The sequence below is a fragment of the Enterobacter soli genome (genome assembly GCF_964208575.1).
GTDB lineage: Bacteria > Pseudomonadota > Gammaproteobacteria > Enterobacterales > Enterobacteriaceae > Enterobacter > Enterobacter soli_A.
Genome location: NZ_CAXOFU010000040.1, coordinates 1 through 17743, shown reverse-complemented (window position 1 = coordinate 17743; position 17743 = coordinate 1). Strand labels below are relative to the sequence as shown.

Sequence of the window (17743 nt, the reverse complement as noted above, 5' to 3'; positions counted from 1 at the left end):
AAAGCCCTGAGCTAACGCTCAGGGCTTTTTTCTTATCTATCGTATAATTATTGCTAAATTAGCAAAAATCCTCTGCGTTTTACGCTCTTTTTCATCATAACCGTAGCCGCGATAATACCCTCAGTTAACGAAAACTATGATTAACGAGGAATAATATGGCTATCCCTGCATTTGGTCTGGGCACTTTCCGCCTGAAAGACGACGTTGTTATCGCATCTGTAAAAACTGCTCTCGAGCTGGGCTACCGCACCGTTGATACGGCACAGATTTATGAAAATGAAGCTGCTGTAGGTCAGGCTATTGAAGAGAGTGGCGTGCCCCGCAGCGAGCTGTTCATCACCACCAAAATCTGGATCGAGAACCTTAGCAAAGACAAGCTGATCCCAAGCCTGAAAGAGAGCCTGAAGAAACTGCGCACCGACTATGTCGATTTGACGCTGGTCCACTGGCCGTCACCCAACGATGCAGTCTCTGTTGAAGAGTTCATGCAGGCTCTGCTGGAAGCGAAAAAAGAGGGATTAACCCGTGAAATCGGTATCTCTAACTTCACGATCCCGCTGATGGAAAGAGCAATTGCCGCCGTCGGCGCTGAAAATATCGCAACCAACCAGATTGAGCTGTCGCCATACCTGCAAAACGGCAAAGTCGTTGAGTGGGCAAAACAGCACGGCATCCATATCACCTCTTACATGACGTTGGCCTATGGTAAGGCATTGAAAGATGATGTGATTATTGGCATTGCTAAAAAACATAATGCGACTGCTGCACAGGTAATACTGGCATGGGCGATGGATCAAGGCTATGCCGTTATTCCGTCTTCCACTAAGCGTGAAAACCTGGCGAGTAACCTGCTGGCGCAGGATCTCAAGCTGGATGATGAGGATAAAAAAGCGATCGCCGCGCTGGATTGCAACGATCGCCTGGTAAGCCCGGAAGGCCTGGCGCCTGACTGGGATTAATATTGCCCGCCCTCTGTACCCCCAACCCTCACACAGCTCCCCCGGGAGCTGTTTTTACATGCTCGCTCAGAAAGTCGATAAATGCCCGAATGCGCGTGCTTACCGCTCTGTCGCTGTAATACACCGCGCTGAAGGGCATCTCTACCGGCAGACGCTTGTCCGCCATTAACTCAACAAGATCTCCTCGGGCGATCTCTTTGTCGATCATATAATCGGACAAGCAGGCGATCCCGTTCCCTTCGAGGCAGAGCTGCTTCAGCGTTTCCCCACTGTTTGACGACAATCCGCATTCAACTTCGTGCAGCTGTCCATCGCTGCAGGCTATAGGCCAGGTGTTGAGCGACAAAGGCTCCGTAAACCCGAGGCACAAATGCTGCTTTAACTCCTCAACCGTCTCCGGCTGGCCAAACTCGGCAATGTACTGAGGCGAGGCAATAATTTTGCGATAGCTGGTAAACAAAGGGCGGGCGCGAAGGCTGGAATCCGTTAACGTCCCCGCGCGGATCGCCACGTCGACCTTGCGTTCAATCAGATTGATAAATGTCTCAGATGATACGAGGGACAGCGTCATCTCCGGGTAGCGTTTCCTGAAGGGTTTAATAAGCGGCATCAGATAATGAAGCACCACCGGCGTCGCAGCATCGATACGCAGTAACCCGCGAGGCGTGTTGCGAGACTCCATGATTTCTGTCTCCGCTGCGGCCATTTCCTGTAAGACCGACTGTACGCGCCGAAAATAGCGCTCACCTTCTTCCGTCAGGCTTAGCTGCCGCGTCGTGCGGTTAAGCAAACTGACCCCAAGCTTCATCTCCAGCTTTTTCACCGAGCGGCTGATCGCGGAGTTTGCCTGTCCAAGCTGTTCGGCGGCCCGGCTGAAACTGCCGCTCTCCACTACCGCGACAAAGATTGCCAGCTCCTCGGACGTTGCTTTCATTGTTGCACCACCTGCAAAATTCTATTGAGATTTTGACCATTTTTGTTATTTAAGCACTGGCGCATACTGCCTGTCATCTTAATCCTGATGATACGGAGTATTTTATGCCACTGGCGCTACTTGCCCTGACGATCAGTGCCTTTGCAATCGGCACGACTGAGTTTGTTATCGTAGGCCTTGTCCCGACAATTGCTGACCAGCTTGCCATCTCGCTGCCGTCTGCCGGGCTGTTAGTTTCAATCTATGCGCTGGGAGTAGCCGTTGGTGCTCCCGTGCTGACCGCGCTCACCGGGCGTTTTCCACGTAAACAACTCCTGATGGCGTTGATGGTCTTGTTCACTGCCGGCAACATTCTCGCCTGGCAGGCTCCGGACTACACCACGCTGGTGATTGCCCGCCTGCTGACCGGTCTCGCACACGGCGTGTTCTTCTCTATCGGTTCAACCATTGCAACCAGCCTGGTGCCAAAAGAAAAAGCGGCATCTGCTATCGCGATTATGTTTGGCGGATTAACCGTGGCGCTGGTAACCGGCGTGCCGCTGGGGACCTTTATCGGGCAGCATTTCGGCTGGCGTGAAACCTTCCTTGCCGTGTCCGTGCTGGGCGTGATTGCTCTGCTGGCCAGTCTGCTGCTGGTTCCATCGAACATTCCCGGGCGCGCAAGTGCCAGCTTCAGCGACCAGCTCAAAGTGCTGACCCATCCTCGCTTGCTTATCATCTATGCCATTACCGCTTTGGGCTACGGCGGCGTCTTCACCGCCTTTACGTTCCTGGCGCCGATGATGCAGGATTTAGCGGGCTTCTCACCGAGTGCAGTCAGCTGGATACTGCTGGGCTACGGTGTTTCGGTGGCGATTGGAAACATCTGGGGCGGTAAACTTGCCGATAAGCACGGCGCAGTGCCTGCTCTGAAGTTCATCTTCGCCGCCCTGGTTGTCCTGCTGATGATCTTCCAGTTTACCGCTTCGGTGCAATACGCCGCGCTGGCGACGGTGCTGGTGATGGGGATCTTTGCCTTCGGCAACGTGCCGGGCCTTCAGGTCTACGTTGTCCAGAAAGCGGAGCTGTACACGCCGAATGCCGTGGACGTGGCCTCTGGCCTCAACATTGCCGCCTTTAACATCGGCATTGCCCTCGGCTCCATCATCGGTGGGCAGACCGTTGAGCACTTTGGCCTGGCGCAAACGCCGTGGATTGGTGCAGCGATTGTGCTTATCGCTTTCCTGTTGATTGGTCTGAGCGGACGTCTGGATAAACCCGCCCGCGTTGCGCTGGGATAAATAACAGCAATTGCGTTGAAAGTGTGACCTAAAATCCCTATAACATTAGAACCAGTCCGTTTTCCGGGCTGGTTCATGTTATAGAGGCGGTTTCCGAAAGTGCGAAAAAATACCTATGCTATGCGTTATGTTGCCGGATTACCTGCGGAGAGAATATTGCCGCCAGGGTCGTTCGCGAGCATCAGCAATGCACTGCCCGCCGGGACGCCGTTAAGCAGCGATGAAAAAATCCGCGTGCTGGTGTGGAATATCTTCAAGCAACAGCGTGCCGACTGGTTATCCGTCCTCAAGAATTTCGGTAAGGACGCTCATCTCGTTCTTCTGCAAGAAGCGCAAACCACGCCTGAGCTGGTAAGGTTTGCGACTACTAATTATCTCGCCGCCGATCAGGTTCCGGCCTTCGTTTTACCCCAGCATCCTTCAGGCGTTATGACGCTGTCGGCGGCGCATCCGGTTTACTGCTGCCCGCTTCGCGAGCGTGAGCCCATTTTACGGCTTGCGAAATCAGCGCTGGTGACGGTCTATCCGCTGCCGGACAGCCGTTTGCTGATGGTCGTGAATATTCATGCTGTGAATTTTAGCCTCGGCGTCGATGTGTACAGTAAGCAGTTACTGCCGATTGGCGATCAGATTGCCCATCACAGCGGGCCGATCATTATGGCCGGGGATTTCAATGCCTGGAGCCGTCCGCGGATGAACGCGCTGTACCGTTTTGCGCGTGAGATGTCGCTGCGTGAAGTTCGCTTTGGGGACGATCAGCGTAAAAAAGCCTTTGGTCGTCCTCTCGATTTTGTGTTCTATCGCGGTTTGAGCGTTCACGATGCCTCAGTGCTGGTGACGCGCGCATCCGATCACAACCCTCTACTCGTTGAATTCAGTCCCGGCAAACCTGAACGATAATGGTGCGTCAGGTCTGCCGTGGGGCAGGCCTGTACGGGTGCTGCCCTTTAATTTTCCAACAACAAAAGGACAGTATGATGACAACAACAACACGCTCCCATCATGACAACGTAGAAAAGCAGTTTGGCTCCCAGGCAAGCGCGTATCTGAGCAGTGCCGTTCACGCTTCAGGACGCGATCTGACGCGCCTGAGCGACCGTCTGGCCGCCTTCCCGCAGGCTCACGTGCTGGATTTAGGCTGTGGGGCAGGGCACGCGAGCTTCACCGCTGCACAGCAGGTGGCTCAGGTCACGGCGTATGACTTATCCAGCCAGATGCTGGATGTGGTGAGTGAGGCCGCCAGAGCTAAGGGGCTGAACAACGTCACTACGCGCCAGGGGTATGCGGAATCCTTACCATTTGAAGACGCGTCGTTCGAGGTAGCGATCAGCCGCTACTCGGCCCATCACTGGCACGATGTCGGGCAGGCGCTGCGCGAAGTTAAACGCGTCCTGAAGCCAGGCGGGATTTTTATCGTGATGGACGTGATGTCTCCGGGCCATCCTGTTCGCGATATTTTCCTGCAAACGGTTGAAGCGCTGCGCGATACGTCCCACGTCCGCAACTATTCCAGCGGGGAGTGGTTACAGATGACGGCGGAAGCCGGGCTGATTTCACGGTCTTTGATTACCGACCGTTTGCCGCTGGAGTTCAGCTCCTGGATTGCCCGTATGCGGACGCCTGAAGCATTAAGCCAGGCGATTCGTCTGTATCAGGAAAGTGCTTCTGCGGAAGTGAAGGCTTACTTTGAGCTGCAGGAGGATGGCTCGTTCACCAGCGATACCATCATGGCGGAAGTGCAGAAAGCCGGATAAACAAAATAAAAAAGGCACCGGGGGAATCGGTGCCTTTTTTTGTTCAGACCGTGCTATCAGGAGTCTGGCGTTGCGCTATTTTTCACAAACAGCGTCAGCTGGTCGCCTGGCTGCAAGTTCCCTGTATCGTTGTTCCAGCGCATGACATCTTTGATGTTCACGCCGTGACGTTTCGCGATACTGGACAGCGAATCACCCTTACGCACGCGATAGGTAATACTATCGCTATTGTTGGCAAGACGCTGCGCGCTGCTACCTGCGCCGACCGTCAGATTCTGACCCACTTTCAAGCCAGAGCCGCGCAGATTGTTCCACTGCTGCAGATCTTTTGCGCTCACGCCAAGACGTGATGCGATGCCCGAAAGCGTATCACCTGAACGAACCTTATAGCTGCGGCTGTTAACTGATGAGGTATCTGCGATCAGCGTTGACTGAACCGCGGCGATCTCACCAGAAGCTAAGGACTCTCGTAACTGCTCCGCGTGTTTCTGCGGAACCATCACATACTGCGGGCCACTGGCACCCAGCGTTGAGCCTTTAACACCTGCATTAAAGGTTTTAAGTTTACTTACCGACATACCCGTCATATCGGCAACCTGTTGAATATCAACCGGGCTGCTGAGGCGGACACGCGCCAGTGCACGACTTTCGTCTGGTGTTGGCAGTTGTACACCGTAACGCTTGCTGTTCTTGAGGATGTCGCTCAATGCCAGCATTTTCGGTACGTAAATCTTGGTTTCCTGTGGCAGTGAGAGCGACCAGAAATCGGTGGATTTACCACGCGCTTTATTCGCTTTCATTGCCTTCAGTACACGACCTTCACCGCTATTATACGCTGCGACAGTTAACAACCAGTCGCCGTCAAACATCTTGTTCAGACGTTGCATCATGTCGAGAGCGGCAGTCGTGGAGGCGACTACATCGCGACGCGCATCGTAGCTGCGGGTCTGTTTCAAACCATAATTGCGCCCTGTGCTCGGAATGATTTGCCAAATGCCTGCGGCATTGGCACCAGACGTTGCGTGCGGGTCAAAAGCGCTCTCCACTATGGGTAGGAGTACCAGCTCCATCGGCATGTTACGTTTCTTAACTTGCCCGGCTATCCAGTACATATACGGCTCTGCCCGTAACGTTACATCGTGGAGATAGCTCTTATTTCTCAAATACTTCTGTTTCTGTTCGCGAATCCGGGTATTTTCCGGAATTCCCATCTTTAGCTCGTCGCCAATAGAGGCCCACAAGTCTTGTTGCTGCGCGAAAGATGTCCCATCGTCCAACCATCGCGCCTGACTTGTAAACTTCCCTGCTTCCCCTTGACCAGCTGCAGAAAGGCTCTGTGCGTGCTGCTGAACGTTGCTGCCGTTTTGCGACTGGCAACCAACAAGCAGGACAGAGGCGAGTAATATCGCTTTTGCCTTCATGTGTGTGTCAATAGTTGCTTAAAAGACGAGCGATGATAACGGCGAAATTTTCAAAAGGCAACCCAGAATTATCGGAAGTTATCTTTCTTTGACCTTAACCATGCAAATCGCTGTTCTGGTTGTTGCAAATTTGTTTCTTGGTTAATTTTATTAATTAAATCAATATCATCTGTTCTCAGAAATAAATTAATTCTCCGTTCATTTTTAAGAATTACGGGTAGTGTTTTGTGGTTTTTTGCACGTAACTCCTTCACTTTCTGGTAATAATCTTGAATCGCCAGATCCTCAGGCAAGATGCTCGCCGCAAACTTCATATTCCCTAATGTATACTCATGCGCGCAACATACGAGGGTGTCATCAGGCAAAGCGTTAATCTTTTGTAAAGACTGATACATCTGGGCTGGTGTGCCCTCGAACAGCCTTCCGCAGCCGCCAGAAAAAAGCGTGTCGCCGCAGAAAAGATAAGGTTTACTGTAGAAACAAATATGTCCGGAAGTGTGACCAGGTGTGGCAAATATGGAAAATTCCGACTCAAGTATAAGGATTTTTTCGCCCTCTTCGACTACTTGCGTTGTTCCCTTATCTTGTGTCTCAGCCGGGCCATATACCACCAGATGCGGAAATTCTGCCCGCAAGGCCGGAACGCCACCCACGTGGTCGTGATGGTGATGCGTCAGGAGGATAGCTTCCGGATGCCAGCCATTTTCCGCGATCGCGGTTAAAATTGGTGCCGATTCTCCGGGATCGACAATAATGCACCGGCGATCGTCGTTAACTAAAACCCAGATGTAATTGTCATCGAACGCTGGAATACTGATAAGATTCATAAATTACCTCTTTTAGCGTGGCGGGTGTTTTGATGAAACCGGCAAGGATACCTCAGACTGTCGCAGCACCGGAACGTTGGGCGGTATTGCCCTGGGGTGAATACTATCGCGAAGCCCTGGAACAACAGCTTAAGCCGTGGCTTGCAAAAATGTATGGTTTTCACCTGCTTAAGATTGGCAATCTCAGCGCAGAAATCAACACGGAAAGTTGCGCTATTTCCCATCAGGTTAATGTTTCACTCGACGGAATGCCCGTTCAGGTGAAGGCCGATCCGCTGCATTTACCCTTTGCAGAAAAATCCGTTGACGCCTGTTTGCTGGCGCACACTTTACCCTGGTGCAGCGATCCGCATCGTTTGCTGCGTGAAGCCGATCGCGTGTTGATTGATGACGGCTGGCTGGTTATCAGCGGCTTTAATCCGCTGAGTCTTATGGGGCTGCGAAAGCTGGTTCCGGTTTTACGCCGCACGCCGCCCTATAACAGCCGCATGTTTACGATGATGCGCCAGCTCGACTGGCTTTCGCTGCTGAACTTCGAAGTGCTCAGCTACGGTGGCTTTCAGGTCTTACCCTGGGCGCGACAGGGCGGACAATTGCTGAGCACCCATCTGCCCGCGCTGGGCTGTATGCAGTTTATCGTGGCGCGCAAGCGGACGATTCCCCTTACGCTGAACCCGATGAAACAAAGCAAATCAAAAACGCAAATTCGCCAGACCGTGGGCGCGACGCGTCAGTACCGCAAGCCCTGATCAGGACTCCGCCTGGTAGCCCACGTCTTCCTGGGTGGGATTGGACGCTGCCGCACGGGCCAGCTCGTCGCAGCGTTCGTTTTCAGGGTGTCCAGCGTGGCCTTTTACCCATTCCCATTTGATTTGATGCTGCCCTAACGCGGCATCGAGGCGTTTCCAGAGATCGACATTTTTAACCGGCTTCTTGTCCGCCGTTTTCCAGCCGCGCTTTTTCCAGTTGAAGATCCACTGGGTGATCCCCTGACGCACGTACTGGCTGTCGGTGCTCAACACCACGTCGCAATGCTCTTTCAAGGCCTCCAGCGCCACGATGGCGGCCATCAGCTCCATGCGGTTGTTGGTGGTGAGGCGATAGCCTTCGCTAAAGGTTTTTTCATGCTGGCGATAGCGCATGATTGCGCCGTAGCCGCCAGGACCCGGGTTACCGAGACAAGATCCGTCGGTGAAAATTTCTACCTGTTTACGCATCTCTGGTAGACTTCCTGTATTTGAAACGTTCAGTTAAACGATAAGTCTGACATAAATGACCGCTATGAGCACTGCAATTACTCGCCAGATTGTTCTTGATACCGAAACCACCGGTATGAACCAAATCGGCGCACACTACGAAGGGCACAAGATCATTGAGATCGGTGCCGTTGAGGTCGTGAACCGTCGTCTGACCGGGAACAACTTCCACGTCTACCTCAAGCCCGACCGGCTGGTGGATCCCGAAGCGTTCGGCGTTCACGGAATCGCCGACGAGTTCTTGATGGATAAGCCGACCTTTGCCGATGTGGCAGACGAATTCCTGGACTACATCAGAGGCGCAGAGCTGGTCATCCACAACGCATCGTTCGATATCGGCTTTATGGACTATGAGTTCAGCAAGCTGAACCGCGATATTCCGAAGACCAATACGTTCTGTAAAGTGACCGATAGCCTGGCGCTGGCAAGGAAGATGTTCCCCGGCAAGCGCAACAGCCTCGACGCACTTTGCTCGCGCTATGAAATAGATAACACCAAGCGTACGCTGCACGGCGCATTGCTCGATGCCCAGATCCTGGCGGATGTTTACCTGACCATGACCGGCGGTCAAACGTCGATGGCGTTCAGCATGGAAAATGAAGGGCAGCAGACGCAGGGCGAGGCGGGAATTCAGCGCGTTATTCGTCAGGCCAGCCGTTTGCGCGTGGTTTTAGCCAACGATGAAGAGCTGCTCAACCATGAATCCCGTCTTGATTTAGTGCAGAAGAAGGGCGGAAGTTGCATGTGGCGTGCATAATCGGTGCCGGAATGCTGGTAAAAGCAGCGTCCGGGTGATTTTTGCAGCAAACGATTCAATTCTTAAGAAAAAGCGTTGACGAGTTCCGAGGCAATCCGTAATATCCGCTTCGTTCCCCACACGGGAACAGTGGAGCGGTAGTTCAGTCGGTTAGAATACCTGCCTGTCACGCAGGGGGTCGCGGGTTCGAGTCCCGTCCGTTCCGCCACTATTCAGAAAGCCTGAATCAGAAATGATTCAGGCTTTCGTCGTTTTTACCCCTTTAAAAATCTTATCGATACTGCGATTTTGTTAACAAATGGTTAATATATTCAGTGCAATTTATTAACAATTGCACGATAATAGTGCATTACTTGCACTCATATTGTGCAAATATTCCCCGCCTCGCTCAAATTCCCATGTCTGTATGTAACAATCTTGTAAAAATAACCCGCGTTAAATCATCCAGTTAACGTGGTTTTTTCAGAAAGTTCCTGAACCAATGGCTTATTGGTTCATAAATTGCTTAATCATTAGGACGGTAAGTTTAAGGTTATATCCATAACTTATTGTTAATAAAAATAAAGAAATGATGACAGCGAGCGAACCAATATGGAAAAACCGTCACGGTTTCTGGCAAATTCCAGTACCGCGCTTGAGCAGTTGCGCGGGCTTATCAACCAGCACGAGTCAACACCAGGCATCCCGCTGCCCACTGAACGTGAGCTGTCGGAAACACTCGGCGTAGGACGACGCGAAGTGCGTCGCGCGCTGGACGTGCTGGAAGAAGAGGGAAGGATTTGGCGTAAGCAGGGCAAAGGTACGTTTATTGGCCCGGCAGCCCCCGTAGAGCCGCTGGCGCTACAGGGACTGATACAACAAACCAATTTGCTGGAAGTGATGGAAGCCCGTCTGCAGCTTGAGCCGGGTCTCGCACGTCTTGCGGCACTGCGTGCCACCAGGGAAAACCTCGCGCTGATGCAGCGCATGCTGGAACGCATCGACAAGGTCAGCCCGGACGACCGCGATCTCAACGAGCTGTGGGATAGCGCATTCCACCGGGCCATAGCGGAAGCCGCGGGCAACCGTCTGATGCTCGGCCTGTTTGATGCCATTGATGCCGTCAGGCGTGAGCCCGGCTGGCAGCACCTGCGCGAACTTGCCCGCACCCCTGAGCGCGTTGATAACTACAACGACCATCATCACAAGATCATGACCGCGATTATTCATCGCCAGCCAAATGAAGCCGCTGCCGCGATGCGCGAACATCTGCTCAGCCTGCAAACCGCCCTGATTCAGGCTATCCATCTTGAGAACGATTCCACGCTATGACGACGATCCCCTTTAAGGAAGCGACACCCGTACTGCGGCTGCACAACCTCAACGTCCAATTCGCCGGCTCGCCCGTGAGCGTGCTTGATGGCATCTCGCTGACCGTAAAGGCGGGTGAAACGCTGGCGCTGGTGGGGGAGTCGGGCTGCGGGAAAAGTATCACCTCTCTGGCACTGATGGGGCTGTTGCCCGCCAGCGCGCGTATCCTCAGCGGCGAGATGCAGTTTCGCCGCCACGACCTGCGAAAGCTCTCCCCGCGCGAATACGCTGACCTTCGCGGCAGCGAGCTGGCGATGATTTTCCAGGAGCCGATGACCTCGCTCAACCCGGCCTTTACGCTTGGCGACCAGCTGAGCGAGGCGGTGATGCGCCATCAAAACGTCTCCCGCGCCGAGGCAATGAACGCCGCGCTGCGCATACTGGAAAAAGTGCAGATCCCGGCGGCGGAGATGCGCCTGAAAGCCTATCCCCATCAGCTTTCCGGCGGGATGCGCCAGCGCGTGATGATTGCGATGGCGCTGATTAACCATCCGCGCTTGCTGATTGCCGACGAGCCGACCACGGCGCTGGACGTCACCATTCAGGCGCAGATCCTCGCGCTGCTCAACACCTTAAAAGAAGAGACGGGCACGGCGGTGCTGATGATCACCCACGATTTAGGCGTGGTGGCGGAAGTGGCGCAGCAGGTGGCGGTAATGTACGCCGGACAGGTGGTGGAGCAGGGGAGCGTTGAGGCGATCTTTGCCGACCCGCAGCATCCGTACACCATCGGCCTGATGGGGTCGATCCCCTCTTTGGGCGCGCGCAAGGGCCAGCTTTCAACGATTCCCGGTGCCGTTCCGCTGCCGGAATCGATGCCCAAAGGGTGCCGTTTTGCCACCCGCTGTCCGTTCGCGCAAACCCGCTGCCACGATGAAAAACCACCCCTCAATACGCTGGCAGCCGGGCATCAGGTGGCCTGTTTCCGCGTGCCGCTGGAACACCATATTGCGCTGGGAGAGATCGCATGACGACGCCAATTCTTGAAGCCCGTGACCTCAGCAAGCTGTTTCCCGGCCCTAAAAAGCTTTTTACCCCAGCGCGCTTCGTGACCGCCGTTGACCGCGTAGCCCTTGCCGTGATGCCGGGCGAAACGCTGGCGATTGTCGGGGAATCCGGTTCCGGTAAATCCACGCTTGGACGGTTGCTGCTGCGCCTGCTGGCGGCGAGCGAAGGGCGCGTGTTTTACCAGGGGGAGGAGATCACCCACGCCTCCGGGGCGCGTCTGAATCAGCTTCGACGCGAGCTGCAGATTATTTTTCAGGATCCGTTTGCCTCGCTGAACCCGCGCATGACCGTCGAGCAGATCGTGGGCGAGCCGCTGTGGCTGCATCAGAACATGAAGAAAGCAGACCGCCAGTATCGCGTCGCCGAACTGCTTAACACCGTCGGCCTGCCTGCCGCCTGGGCCGGGCGTTATCCGCACGAGTTTTCTGGCGGGCAGCGTCAGCGCATCGGGATTGCCCGCGCGCTGGCCTCCGGCCCGAAACTGCTGCTCGGGGATGAGCCCGTGTCCGCGCTGGACGTTTCCGTTCAGGCGCAGGTGGTGAACCTGCTGGAAAGCCTGAAGCATCAGCTCGGGCTGACGATGGTGATCGTCGCGCACGGCCTGGCGGTGATCCGCCACATGAGCGACCGCGTGGCGGTGATGTACCTCGGGCAAATCGTGGAGCTGGCAACCGTCGACGATATCTTCGATGCGCCGCTGCACCCCTACACCCAGGCGCTGATCGCTTCGGCACCGCAAATGCAGCCGGGGGCAGAGCGCAATACGCCTCTCCTGCAAGGGGATCTGCCCAACCCGTCCAGCCCGCCGTCCGGGTGCCGTTTCCACACCCGCTGCCCTTACGTGACGGACGAATGCCGCCAGGTCGAGCCGATTAACCAGGTGCTGGACGGCGGACGTCAGGTTGCCTGCCATCGCTGGCAGGAGATTAACCGCGATCGCAGTGTGATTCAGATAGCACCGCCGTCCGCAGCATTTTTGCGCCGCCGCGCGCTGTTCGAACACGCGGCCTCTCACTCCTCCCTTCCTTCAAGGAACTCATGATAATGACAATGCGTAATTCTCTTTTGACCGTACTGGGAAGTGTTATGTTGCTTGGCGCGACGCTGCCCGCCCATTCTGAAAGCGTGCTGCGAATTGGCCTGGGCGCGGACCCGGATATGCTCGATCCGCATCTGGCGCGTACCTACTATGGCCGCTTCGTCTTTGCCTCGCTGTGCGACAGGCTGGTGGACGTGGACGAGCACCTGAAGGTGGTGCCGGGTCTGGCGAAAGACTGGGCGTGGAGCGACGACGGTAAAACCCTGACCATGAATCTGCGCGAGGGCGTGACCTTCCACGACGGCGAGAAGTTCGATGCCGCCGCGGCGAAGTATAACCTCGACCGCGCTCTGACCCTGAAAGGCTCCCTGCGTAAAAGCGAGATCTCGTCCATCGAGTCGGTGGAAGTCACCAGCCCGACGCAAATCGTTCTGCACCTGAAAACCCCGGATGCCGCGCTGCTGATGCAGCTTACCGACCGCGCGGGCGCGATGATGGCCCCGGAAGCGGCGAAAAAGCCCGACTTTGCGGCGCACCCGGTCTGCTCCGGCCCGTATAAGTTCGACAGCCGCGTCTCCCAGGACCGTATCGTGCTGACGCGTTTCGATAACTACTGGAACAAAGACGCCTACCACTTCGACAAAATTATCTATCTGCCGATCCCGGATGCCTCCGTGCGTCTGGCGAACCTGCGGGCGGGCGATCTCGACCTGACCGAAGGGATTGCCGCCAGCGACGTGAAGACCGTCGAAGCCGACAGCAAGCTGGCGCTGGCGAAAGTGACCGGGCTGGGCTATCAGGGGATCACCTTCAACATCAACAACGGCAAAGTCCCGGCCAACGATCCGTTCAAAGATGCCCGCGTGCGCGAAGCTTTCTCTCAGGCTATCGACCGCGATGCGTTAAACCAGGTGGTGTTCGAGGGGCTCTATACCCCGGCAAACCAGGCGTTTTCTCCGGTGAGCCCGTACCACGTGAATCTGCCGGTTCCTCCGCGCGACGTTGATAAAGCCAAAGCGCTGCTGAAAGCCGCGGGCGTGACGACGCCGCTGACCGTGAATCTGCTGGTGCCAAACAACCCGACTTCTCAGCAGGTCGGCCAGGTGCTGCAGGCGATGGTGGCCGAGGCGGGCTTTACCCTGAATCTGCAGATGACCGAGTTCGCCACGCTCCTCGACCGCCAGCAGAGCGGGGATTACCAGCTGAGCTTCTCCGGCTGGTCCGGTCGCCCGGATCCGGACGGCAGCATCTTCGGCTTTATCAACAGCAAAGGCACCCTGAACGACGGGCGTTACAGCAATGCGCAGGTGGACGAATGGCTGACCCAGGCGCGCCAGAGCACCGATCAGGCCGCGCGCCAGCCGCTGTATGAAAAAGTGGTCAAGCAGCTGCAAACCGATATGCCTATCGCCTACCTCTACTTCGAGCCGCGCATTTTTGGCCTGAATAAAAGCGTGCAGGGCTTTAAACCTTACCCGGACGGCATCGTGCGTCTGGCCGGCTTAACGCTGGCGAAATAACGAAGGCGGCGAGGAGAAACCATGCTTGAACTGATTTGCAAACGTCTGCTGCTGGCTATCCCGACCCTGCTGCTGGTGAGCATGATGGTCTTTGGGCTGCAAAAGCTGCTGCCCGGCGATCCGCTTATCGCGATGGCCGGAGAGGAGCGCGACCCGGCGGTGATTGCGCAGCTGCGCGCCGAGCTGAACCTGGATGCGCCGATCCCGGTGCAGTATTTCCACTGGCTGACGCGCGCGCTGCAGGGCGATCTTGGTGTCTCCTTACGCACTCATGAACCGGTGACGCAGCTGATTGCCAGCAAGCTGCCGGTAACGGTAGAGCTGTCGCTGCTGGCGATGATTATCGCGCTGGTGTTTGGCATCGGCATGGGGATCCTCGCGGCGGTAAATAAAAACGGCTGGGTCGATCACGGGGCGAACTTTGTGGCGATCTCGGGGATCTCGATACCGCACTTCTGGCTGGGGATCCTGCTGATCCTGGTCTTCTCGGTCAATCTCCAGTGGCTGCCTGCGTCCGGCTATGTGCCGTTTAGCGAAGATCCGCTCCAGAACCTGCGCACCTTGCTGCTTCCGGCCTGCGTGCTCGGTACGGGGCTGGCGGCGACGCTGATGCGCCATACCCGCGCGTCGATGATTGCCGTGCTGAAAGCGGACTACATCCGTACCGCGCGGGCGAAAGGGCTGCTGCCAAAAGCGGTGATTCTCAAGCACGCGTTCCGCAATGCGCTGGTGCCGGTTATCACCCTCACCACGCTGCTGTTCGGCGAGCTGTTGGGCGGGGCGGTGCTGACCGAGCAGGTCTTCACCATTCCGGGCTTCGGCAAGATGATCGTTGATTCCGTTTTCAACCGCGACTATGCGGTGGTGCAGGGCGTGGTGCTGATCGTGGCGATTGGCTTCCTGCTGCTGAACCTGCTGGCGGACGTGCTGTACGTCCTTATCAACCCGAAAATGCGAGGTTAATCATGGCGGAACTGACAACGCAAACCGTTGCGCCCGCGCTGCCGCGCGCGCAAAACCGGGTGTTGAAGAAATTCCTCGCCAACAAGAGCGCGGTGATTGGGGCGGTGATTGTCGGCTTTTTCGTTCTGCTGGCGCTGCTCGCTCCGTTCATTGCTCCCTTCGATCCGGTCAAGGCGAATTTTCTCGCGGTGCGCAAAGCCCCTTCAGCGATGTACTGGTTTGGCACCGATGAGCTGGGGCGCGATATTTTGTCGCGCATCGTCTGGGGGGCGAGAACCTCGCTGATGGCGGGCTGTATGTCCGTCGTTATCGCGGTGGTCATCGGCGTGCCGCTGGGGCTAGTGGCGGGTTACTTCCAGAAGATGTGGGACGGGGTGATCTCCCGCTTTATCGAAGCGCTGCTGGCGTGCCCGTTCCTGATCATGGCGATCGCGCTGGGGGCGTTCCTGGGCCCGAGCCTGACCAACGCGATGATCGCAATCGGCCTGTCTGCAATGCCGATCTTTGCCCGCCTGACGCGCGGCCAGGTGATCGCCATCCGCAACGAAGAGTATATCGACGGTGCGCGCGCCATCGGCCTGCCCGACCGCTGGATCATCGTGAAATACGTCTTGCCGAACGTGATGTCGCCCATTCTGGTGCAGGCCACGCTGGCGATTGCCTCGGCGATTATCGCCGAAGCCAGCCTCTCGTTCCTGGGGCTAGGCCAGCAGCCGCCGAACCCGTCGTGGGGCTCCATGCTGAATACGGCGAAAGGCTTTCTTGAGCAGGCGCCGTGGATGTCTGTTTTCCCCGGTGTCGCGATTTTCCTGGCGGTACAGGGCTTTAATTTACTCGGCGACGGGCTGCGCGACGCGCTCGATCCGCGCCACGACTAAGGAGTCATGATGACCAAAGCGCTTGATTTTACTTCCGGTTACGATTCTCGACGCCCGCCGATGATGGGCCACAACGCCGTGGCCACCTCGCAGCCGCTGGCGGCACAGGCGGGCATGAAAATGCTGCAGCTGGGCGGTAACGCCGTGGATGCCGCGATTGCCACCGCGATGGCGCTGACCGTCGTCGAGCCGACCGGCAACGGGATTGGCAGCGACGCGTTTGCTATCGTCTGGGATGGCAAAAAGCTCCACGGCCTGAACGCTTCCGGGCGCTCTCCCGCCAGCTGGCACGCGGACCTGTTTACCGGCAAAACCGCCGTGCCGGAAATTGGCTGGGATGCGGTCACGGTGCCGGGCGCGGTGTCGGGCTGGGTGGCGCTGGCGGAACGTTTTGGTACATTGCCGCTCACCACGCTGGCCCAGCCTGCCATTGACTACGCGCGCAACGGTTTTCCGGTGTCGCCGCTGATTGGTCATTTATGGCAGCGCGGCTATAACAAGCTGAAAGATCAGCCGGGCTTTAGCGCCTGCTTTGCCCCGGAGGGGCGTGCGCCGCGCGTGGGCGAGATTTTCCGTAACCCGGCGCAGGCGAACTCGCTGGAGCTGATCGCCAAAACCAACGGCGAAGCGTTTTATCGCGGCGAACTGGCGCAAAAGATCGCGGCTTTTGCCAAAGAGCACGGGGCGCACCTGAGCGCAGAGGATCTGGCGAACCATCGCGTGGACTGGGTTGAGCTGCTGTCGCGTGATTTTGCGGGGGGCTCCGTGCAGGAGCTGCCGCCAAACGGCCAGGGGATCGCCACGCTGATCGCGCTCGGTATCCTTGAGCAGTGCGGGATCGAGAAATACCATCCGGATTCCGTGCAGTCGCTGCATTTGTCGATTGAGGCGATGAAGCTGGCGCTGGCGGATCTCGACCGCTACGTGGCGGACGAGGAGCACATGGAGTTCGCGGCGAAAGAGCTGCTGAGCGACCATTACCTGAAGTCCCGCGCGGCGCTGATCGACCACGATTTCGCCTCTGATTTCGTCTACGGCTCGCCGACCCAGAGCGGGACGGTGTACCTGAGCGCGGCGGATTCCAGCGGCATGATGATCTCCTTTATTCAGTCGAACTTTATGGGCTTTGGCTCGGGCATCGTCGTGCCTGACACCGGGATCAGCCTGCAAAACCGCGGCTGCGGCTTTGTGCTCGACCCGAAACACCCGAACGCGCTGGCGGGCAGCAAGCGTCCGTTCCACACCATCATTCCGGGCTTCGCGATGGACGGCAACGGCCAGCCGCTGATGTCGTTCGGCGTGATGGGCGGGCCGATGCAGGCGCAGGGCCACATGCAGATGGCGCTGCGCATTATGCTGCACGGGCAAAACCCGCAGGCGGCCATCGACGCGCCGCGCTGGCGCGTGGTGCAGGGCAGGGAAGTGATCGTGGAATCCACGTTCGACCGCAACACCATTGCGGCGCTTCGCGAGCGCGGGCATCAGATTGTGGTGGAAGATCCGCTGCAGGACTATAACTTTGGCGGTGCGCAGGTGATTTACCGGATGCCGGAAGGTCACTACGTGGCCGCGACGGAAAGCCGTAAGGACGGGCAGGCGCTGGTGAGCTAGCTGTGCGGGTTCCCCACGAAACTGTGTTTGCACGGAACTATCCCCTCTCCCCTCGGGGAGAGGGTTAGGGTGAGGGGAACATACGGCTCTGGTGGTCGTTCCGTTCACTTCACGTTTTCTGCTTCTCTGTCACCACAATACTTGTGAACGTGTCAGGGAGGCTCACCGCCGCCTCCCTGACCACCC

General features: G+C 56.7%; 17 protein-coding genes and 1 tRNA gene. 14 read left to right on the top strand and 4 right to left on the bottom strand.

What is annotated here, in order from left to right:
* Positions 1 to 155 precede the first annotated feature (155 nt).
* Complete coding sequence (gene dkgB / locus AB6V08_RS23000; protein ID WP_368545070.1) at positions 156 to 959, top strand: 2,5-didehydrogluconate reductase DkgB; 804 nt, start codon at positions 156 to 158, stop codon at positions 957 to 959.
* 28 nt (positions 960 to 987) lie between these two features.
* Here dkgB and yafC read toward each other — a convergent pair whose 3' ends face one another.
* A complete protein-coding gene (gene yafC, locus AB6V08_RS22995) occupies positions 988 to 1893 on the bottom strand; it encodes a DNA-binding transcriptional regulator YafC (RefSeq protein WP_368545069.1) in 906 nt (301 codons plus the stop codon).
* Positions 1894 to 1997: 104 nt separating this feature from the next.
* Here yafC and AB6V08_RS22990 point away from each other — a divergent pair, with 104 nt between their 5' ends.
* The 3 genes from AB6V08_RS22990 to AB6V08_RS22980 all read left to right on the top strand — a co-directional run bounded on the left by AB6V08_RS22990 (position 1998) and on the right by AB6V08_RS22980 (position 4927).
* Positions 1998 to 3173, top strand: a complete 1176-nt coding sequence (locus AB6V08_RS22990) for an MFS transporter (RefSeq protein WP_368545068.1) — start codon at positions 1998 to 2000, stop codon at positions 3171 to 3173.
* Between the two features lie 99 nt (positions 3174 to 3272).
* Positions 3273 to 4073 (top strand): endonuclease/exonuclease/phosphatase family protein, encoded by an 801-nt coding sequence (locus AB6V08_RS22985; RefSeq protein WP_368545067.1) that lies wholly within the window; start codon positions 3273 to 3275, stop codon positions 4071 to 4073.
* Positions 4074 to 4150: 77 nt separating this feature from the next.
* On the top strand, positions 4151 to 4927 hold the full coding sequence (locus AB6V08_RS22980; RefSeq protein WP_368545066.1) for a class I SAM-dependent methyltransferase: 777 nt from the start codon (positions 4151 to 4153) through the stop codon (positions 4925 to 4927).
* 56 nt (positions 4928 to 4983) lie between these two features.
* Here AB6V08_RS22980 and mltD read toward each other — a convergent pair whose 3' ends face one another.
* On the bottom strand, positions 4984 to 6348 hold the full coding sequence (gene mltD / locus AB6V08_RS22975; protein ID WP_368545065.1) for a murein transglycosylase D: 1365 nt from the start codon (positions 6346 to 6348) through the stop codon (positions 4984 to 4986).
* Positions 6349 to 6416: 68 nt separating this feature from the next.
* Complete coding sequence (gene gloB, locus AB6V08_RS22970) at positions 6417 to 7175, bottom strand: hydroxyacylglutathione hydrolase (RefSeq protein ID WP_368545064.1); 759 nt, start codon at positions 7173 to 7175, stop codon at positions 6417 to 6419.
* 32 nt (positions 7176 to 7207) lie between these two features.
* On the opposite strand from gloB, the gene AB6V08_RS22965 reads away from it, so the two are divergent.
* Positions 7208 to 7924 carry a class I SAM-dependent methyltransferase gene (locus AB6V08_RS22965; protein WP_368545063.1) on the top strand — a complete coding sequence of 239 codons (717 nt, stop codon included), beginning with the start codon at positions 7208 to 7210 and terminating at the stop codon, positions 7922 to 7924.
* Here AB6V08_RS22965 and rnhA read toward each other — a convergent pair whose 3' ends face one another.
* On the bottom strand, positions 7925 to 8392 hold the full coding sequence (gene rnhA, locus AB6V08_RS22960; RefSeq protein WP_368545062.1) for a ribonuclease HI: 468 nt from the start codon (positions 8390 to 8392) through the stop codon (positions 7925 to 7927).
* Between the two features lie 64 nt (positions 8393 to 8456).
* Between rnhA and dnaQ the strand changes: the two genes are divergently transcribed.
* The 9 genes from dnaQ to AB6V08_RS22915 all read left to right on the top strand — a co-directional run bounded on the left by dnaQ (position 8457) and on the right by AB6V08_RS22915 (position 17557).
* On the top strand, positions 8457 to 9188 hold the full coding sequence (gene dnaQ, locus AB6V08_RS22955; RefSeq protein WP_368545061.1) for a DNA polymerase III subunit epsilon: 732 nt from the start codon (positions 8457 to 8459) through the stop codon (positions 9186 to 9188).
* 131 nt (positions 9189 to 9319) lie between these two features.
* Positions 9320 to 9396: transfer RNA gene (locus AB6V08_RS22950), tRNA-Asp, on the top strand.
* Between the two features lie 383 nt (positions 9397 to 9779).
* Complete coding sequence (locus AB6V08_RS22945) at positions 9780 to 10499, top strand: FadR/GntR family transcriptional regulator (RefSeq protein WP_368545059.1); 720 nt, start codon at positions 9780 to 9782, stop codon at positions 10497 to 10499.
* On the top strand, positions 10496 to 11509 hold the full coding sequence (locus AB6V08_RS22940) for an ABC transporter ATP-binding protein (RefSeq protein WP_368545058.1): 1014 nt from the start codon (positions 10496 to 10498) through the stop codon (positions 11507 to 11509). The genes AB6V08_RS22945 and AB6V08_RS22940 overlap by 4 nt, the downstream gene beginning before the upstream one ends.
* Positions 11506 to 12588 carry an ABC transporter ATP-binding protein gene (locus AB6V08_RS22935; RefSeq protein WP_368545057.1) on the top strand — a complete coding sequence of 361 codons (1083 nt, stop codon included), beginning with the start codon at positions 11506 to 11508 and terminating at the stop codon, positions 12586 to 12588. The genes AB6V08_RS22940 and AB6V08_RS22935 overlap by 4 nt, the downstream gene beginning before the upstream one ends.
* 2 nt (positions 12589 to 12590) lie before the next feature.
* Positions 12591 to 14105 (top strand): ABC transporter substrate-binding protein, encoded by a 1515-nt coding sequence (locus AB6V08_RS22930; protein ID WP_368545056.1) that lies wholly within the window; start codon positions 12591 to 12593, stop codon positions 14103 to 14105.
* 21 nt (positions 14106 to 14126) lie between these two features.
* Positions 14127 to 15068: an ABC transporter permease gene (locus tag AB6V08_RS22925; protein ID WP_368545055.1), complete on the top strand. Its 942-nt coding sequence runs from the start codon at positions 14127 to 14129 to the stop codon at positions 15066 to 15068.
* Positions 15069 to 15070: 2 nt separating this feature from the next.
* Entirely contained in the window at positions 15071 to 15946 is an 876-nt protein-coding gene (locus tag AB6V08_RS22920; protein WP_368545054.1) for an ABC transporter permease, read from the top strand.
* Positions 15947 to 15955: 9 nt separating this feature from the next.
* Entirely contained in the window at positions 15956 to 17557 is a 1602-nt protein-coding gene (locus AB6V08_RS22915; protein WP_368545053.1) for a gamma-glutamyltransferase family protein, read from the top strand.
* The last annotated feature ends 186 nt before the right edge of the window (positions 17558 to 17743 follow it).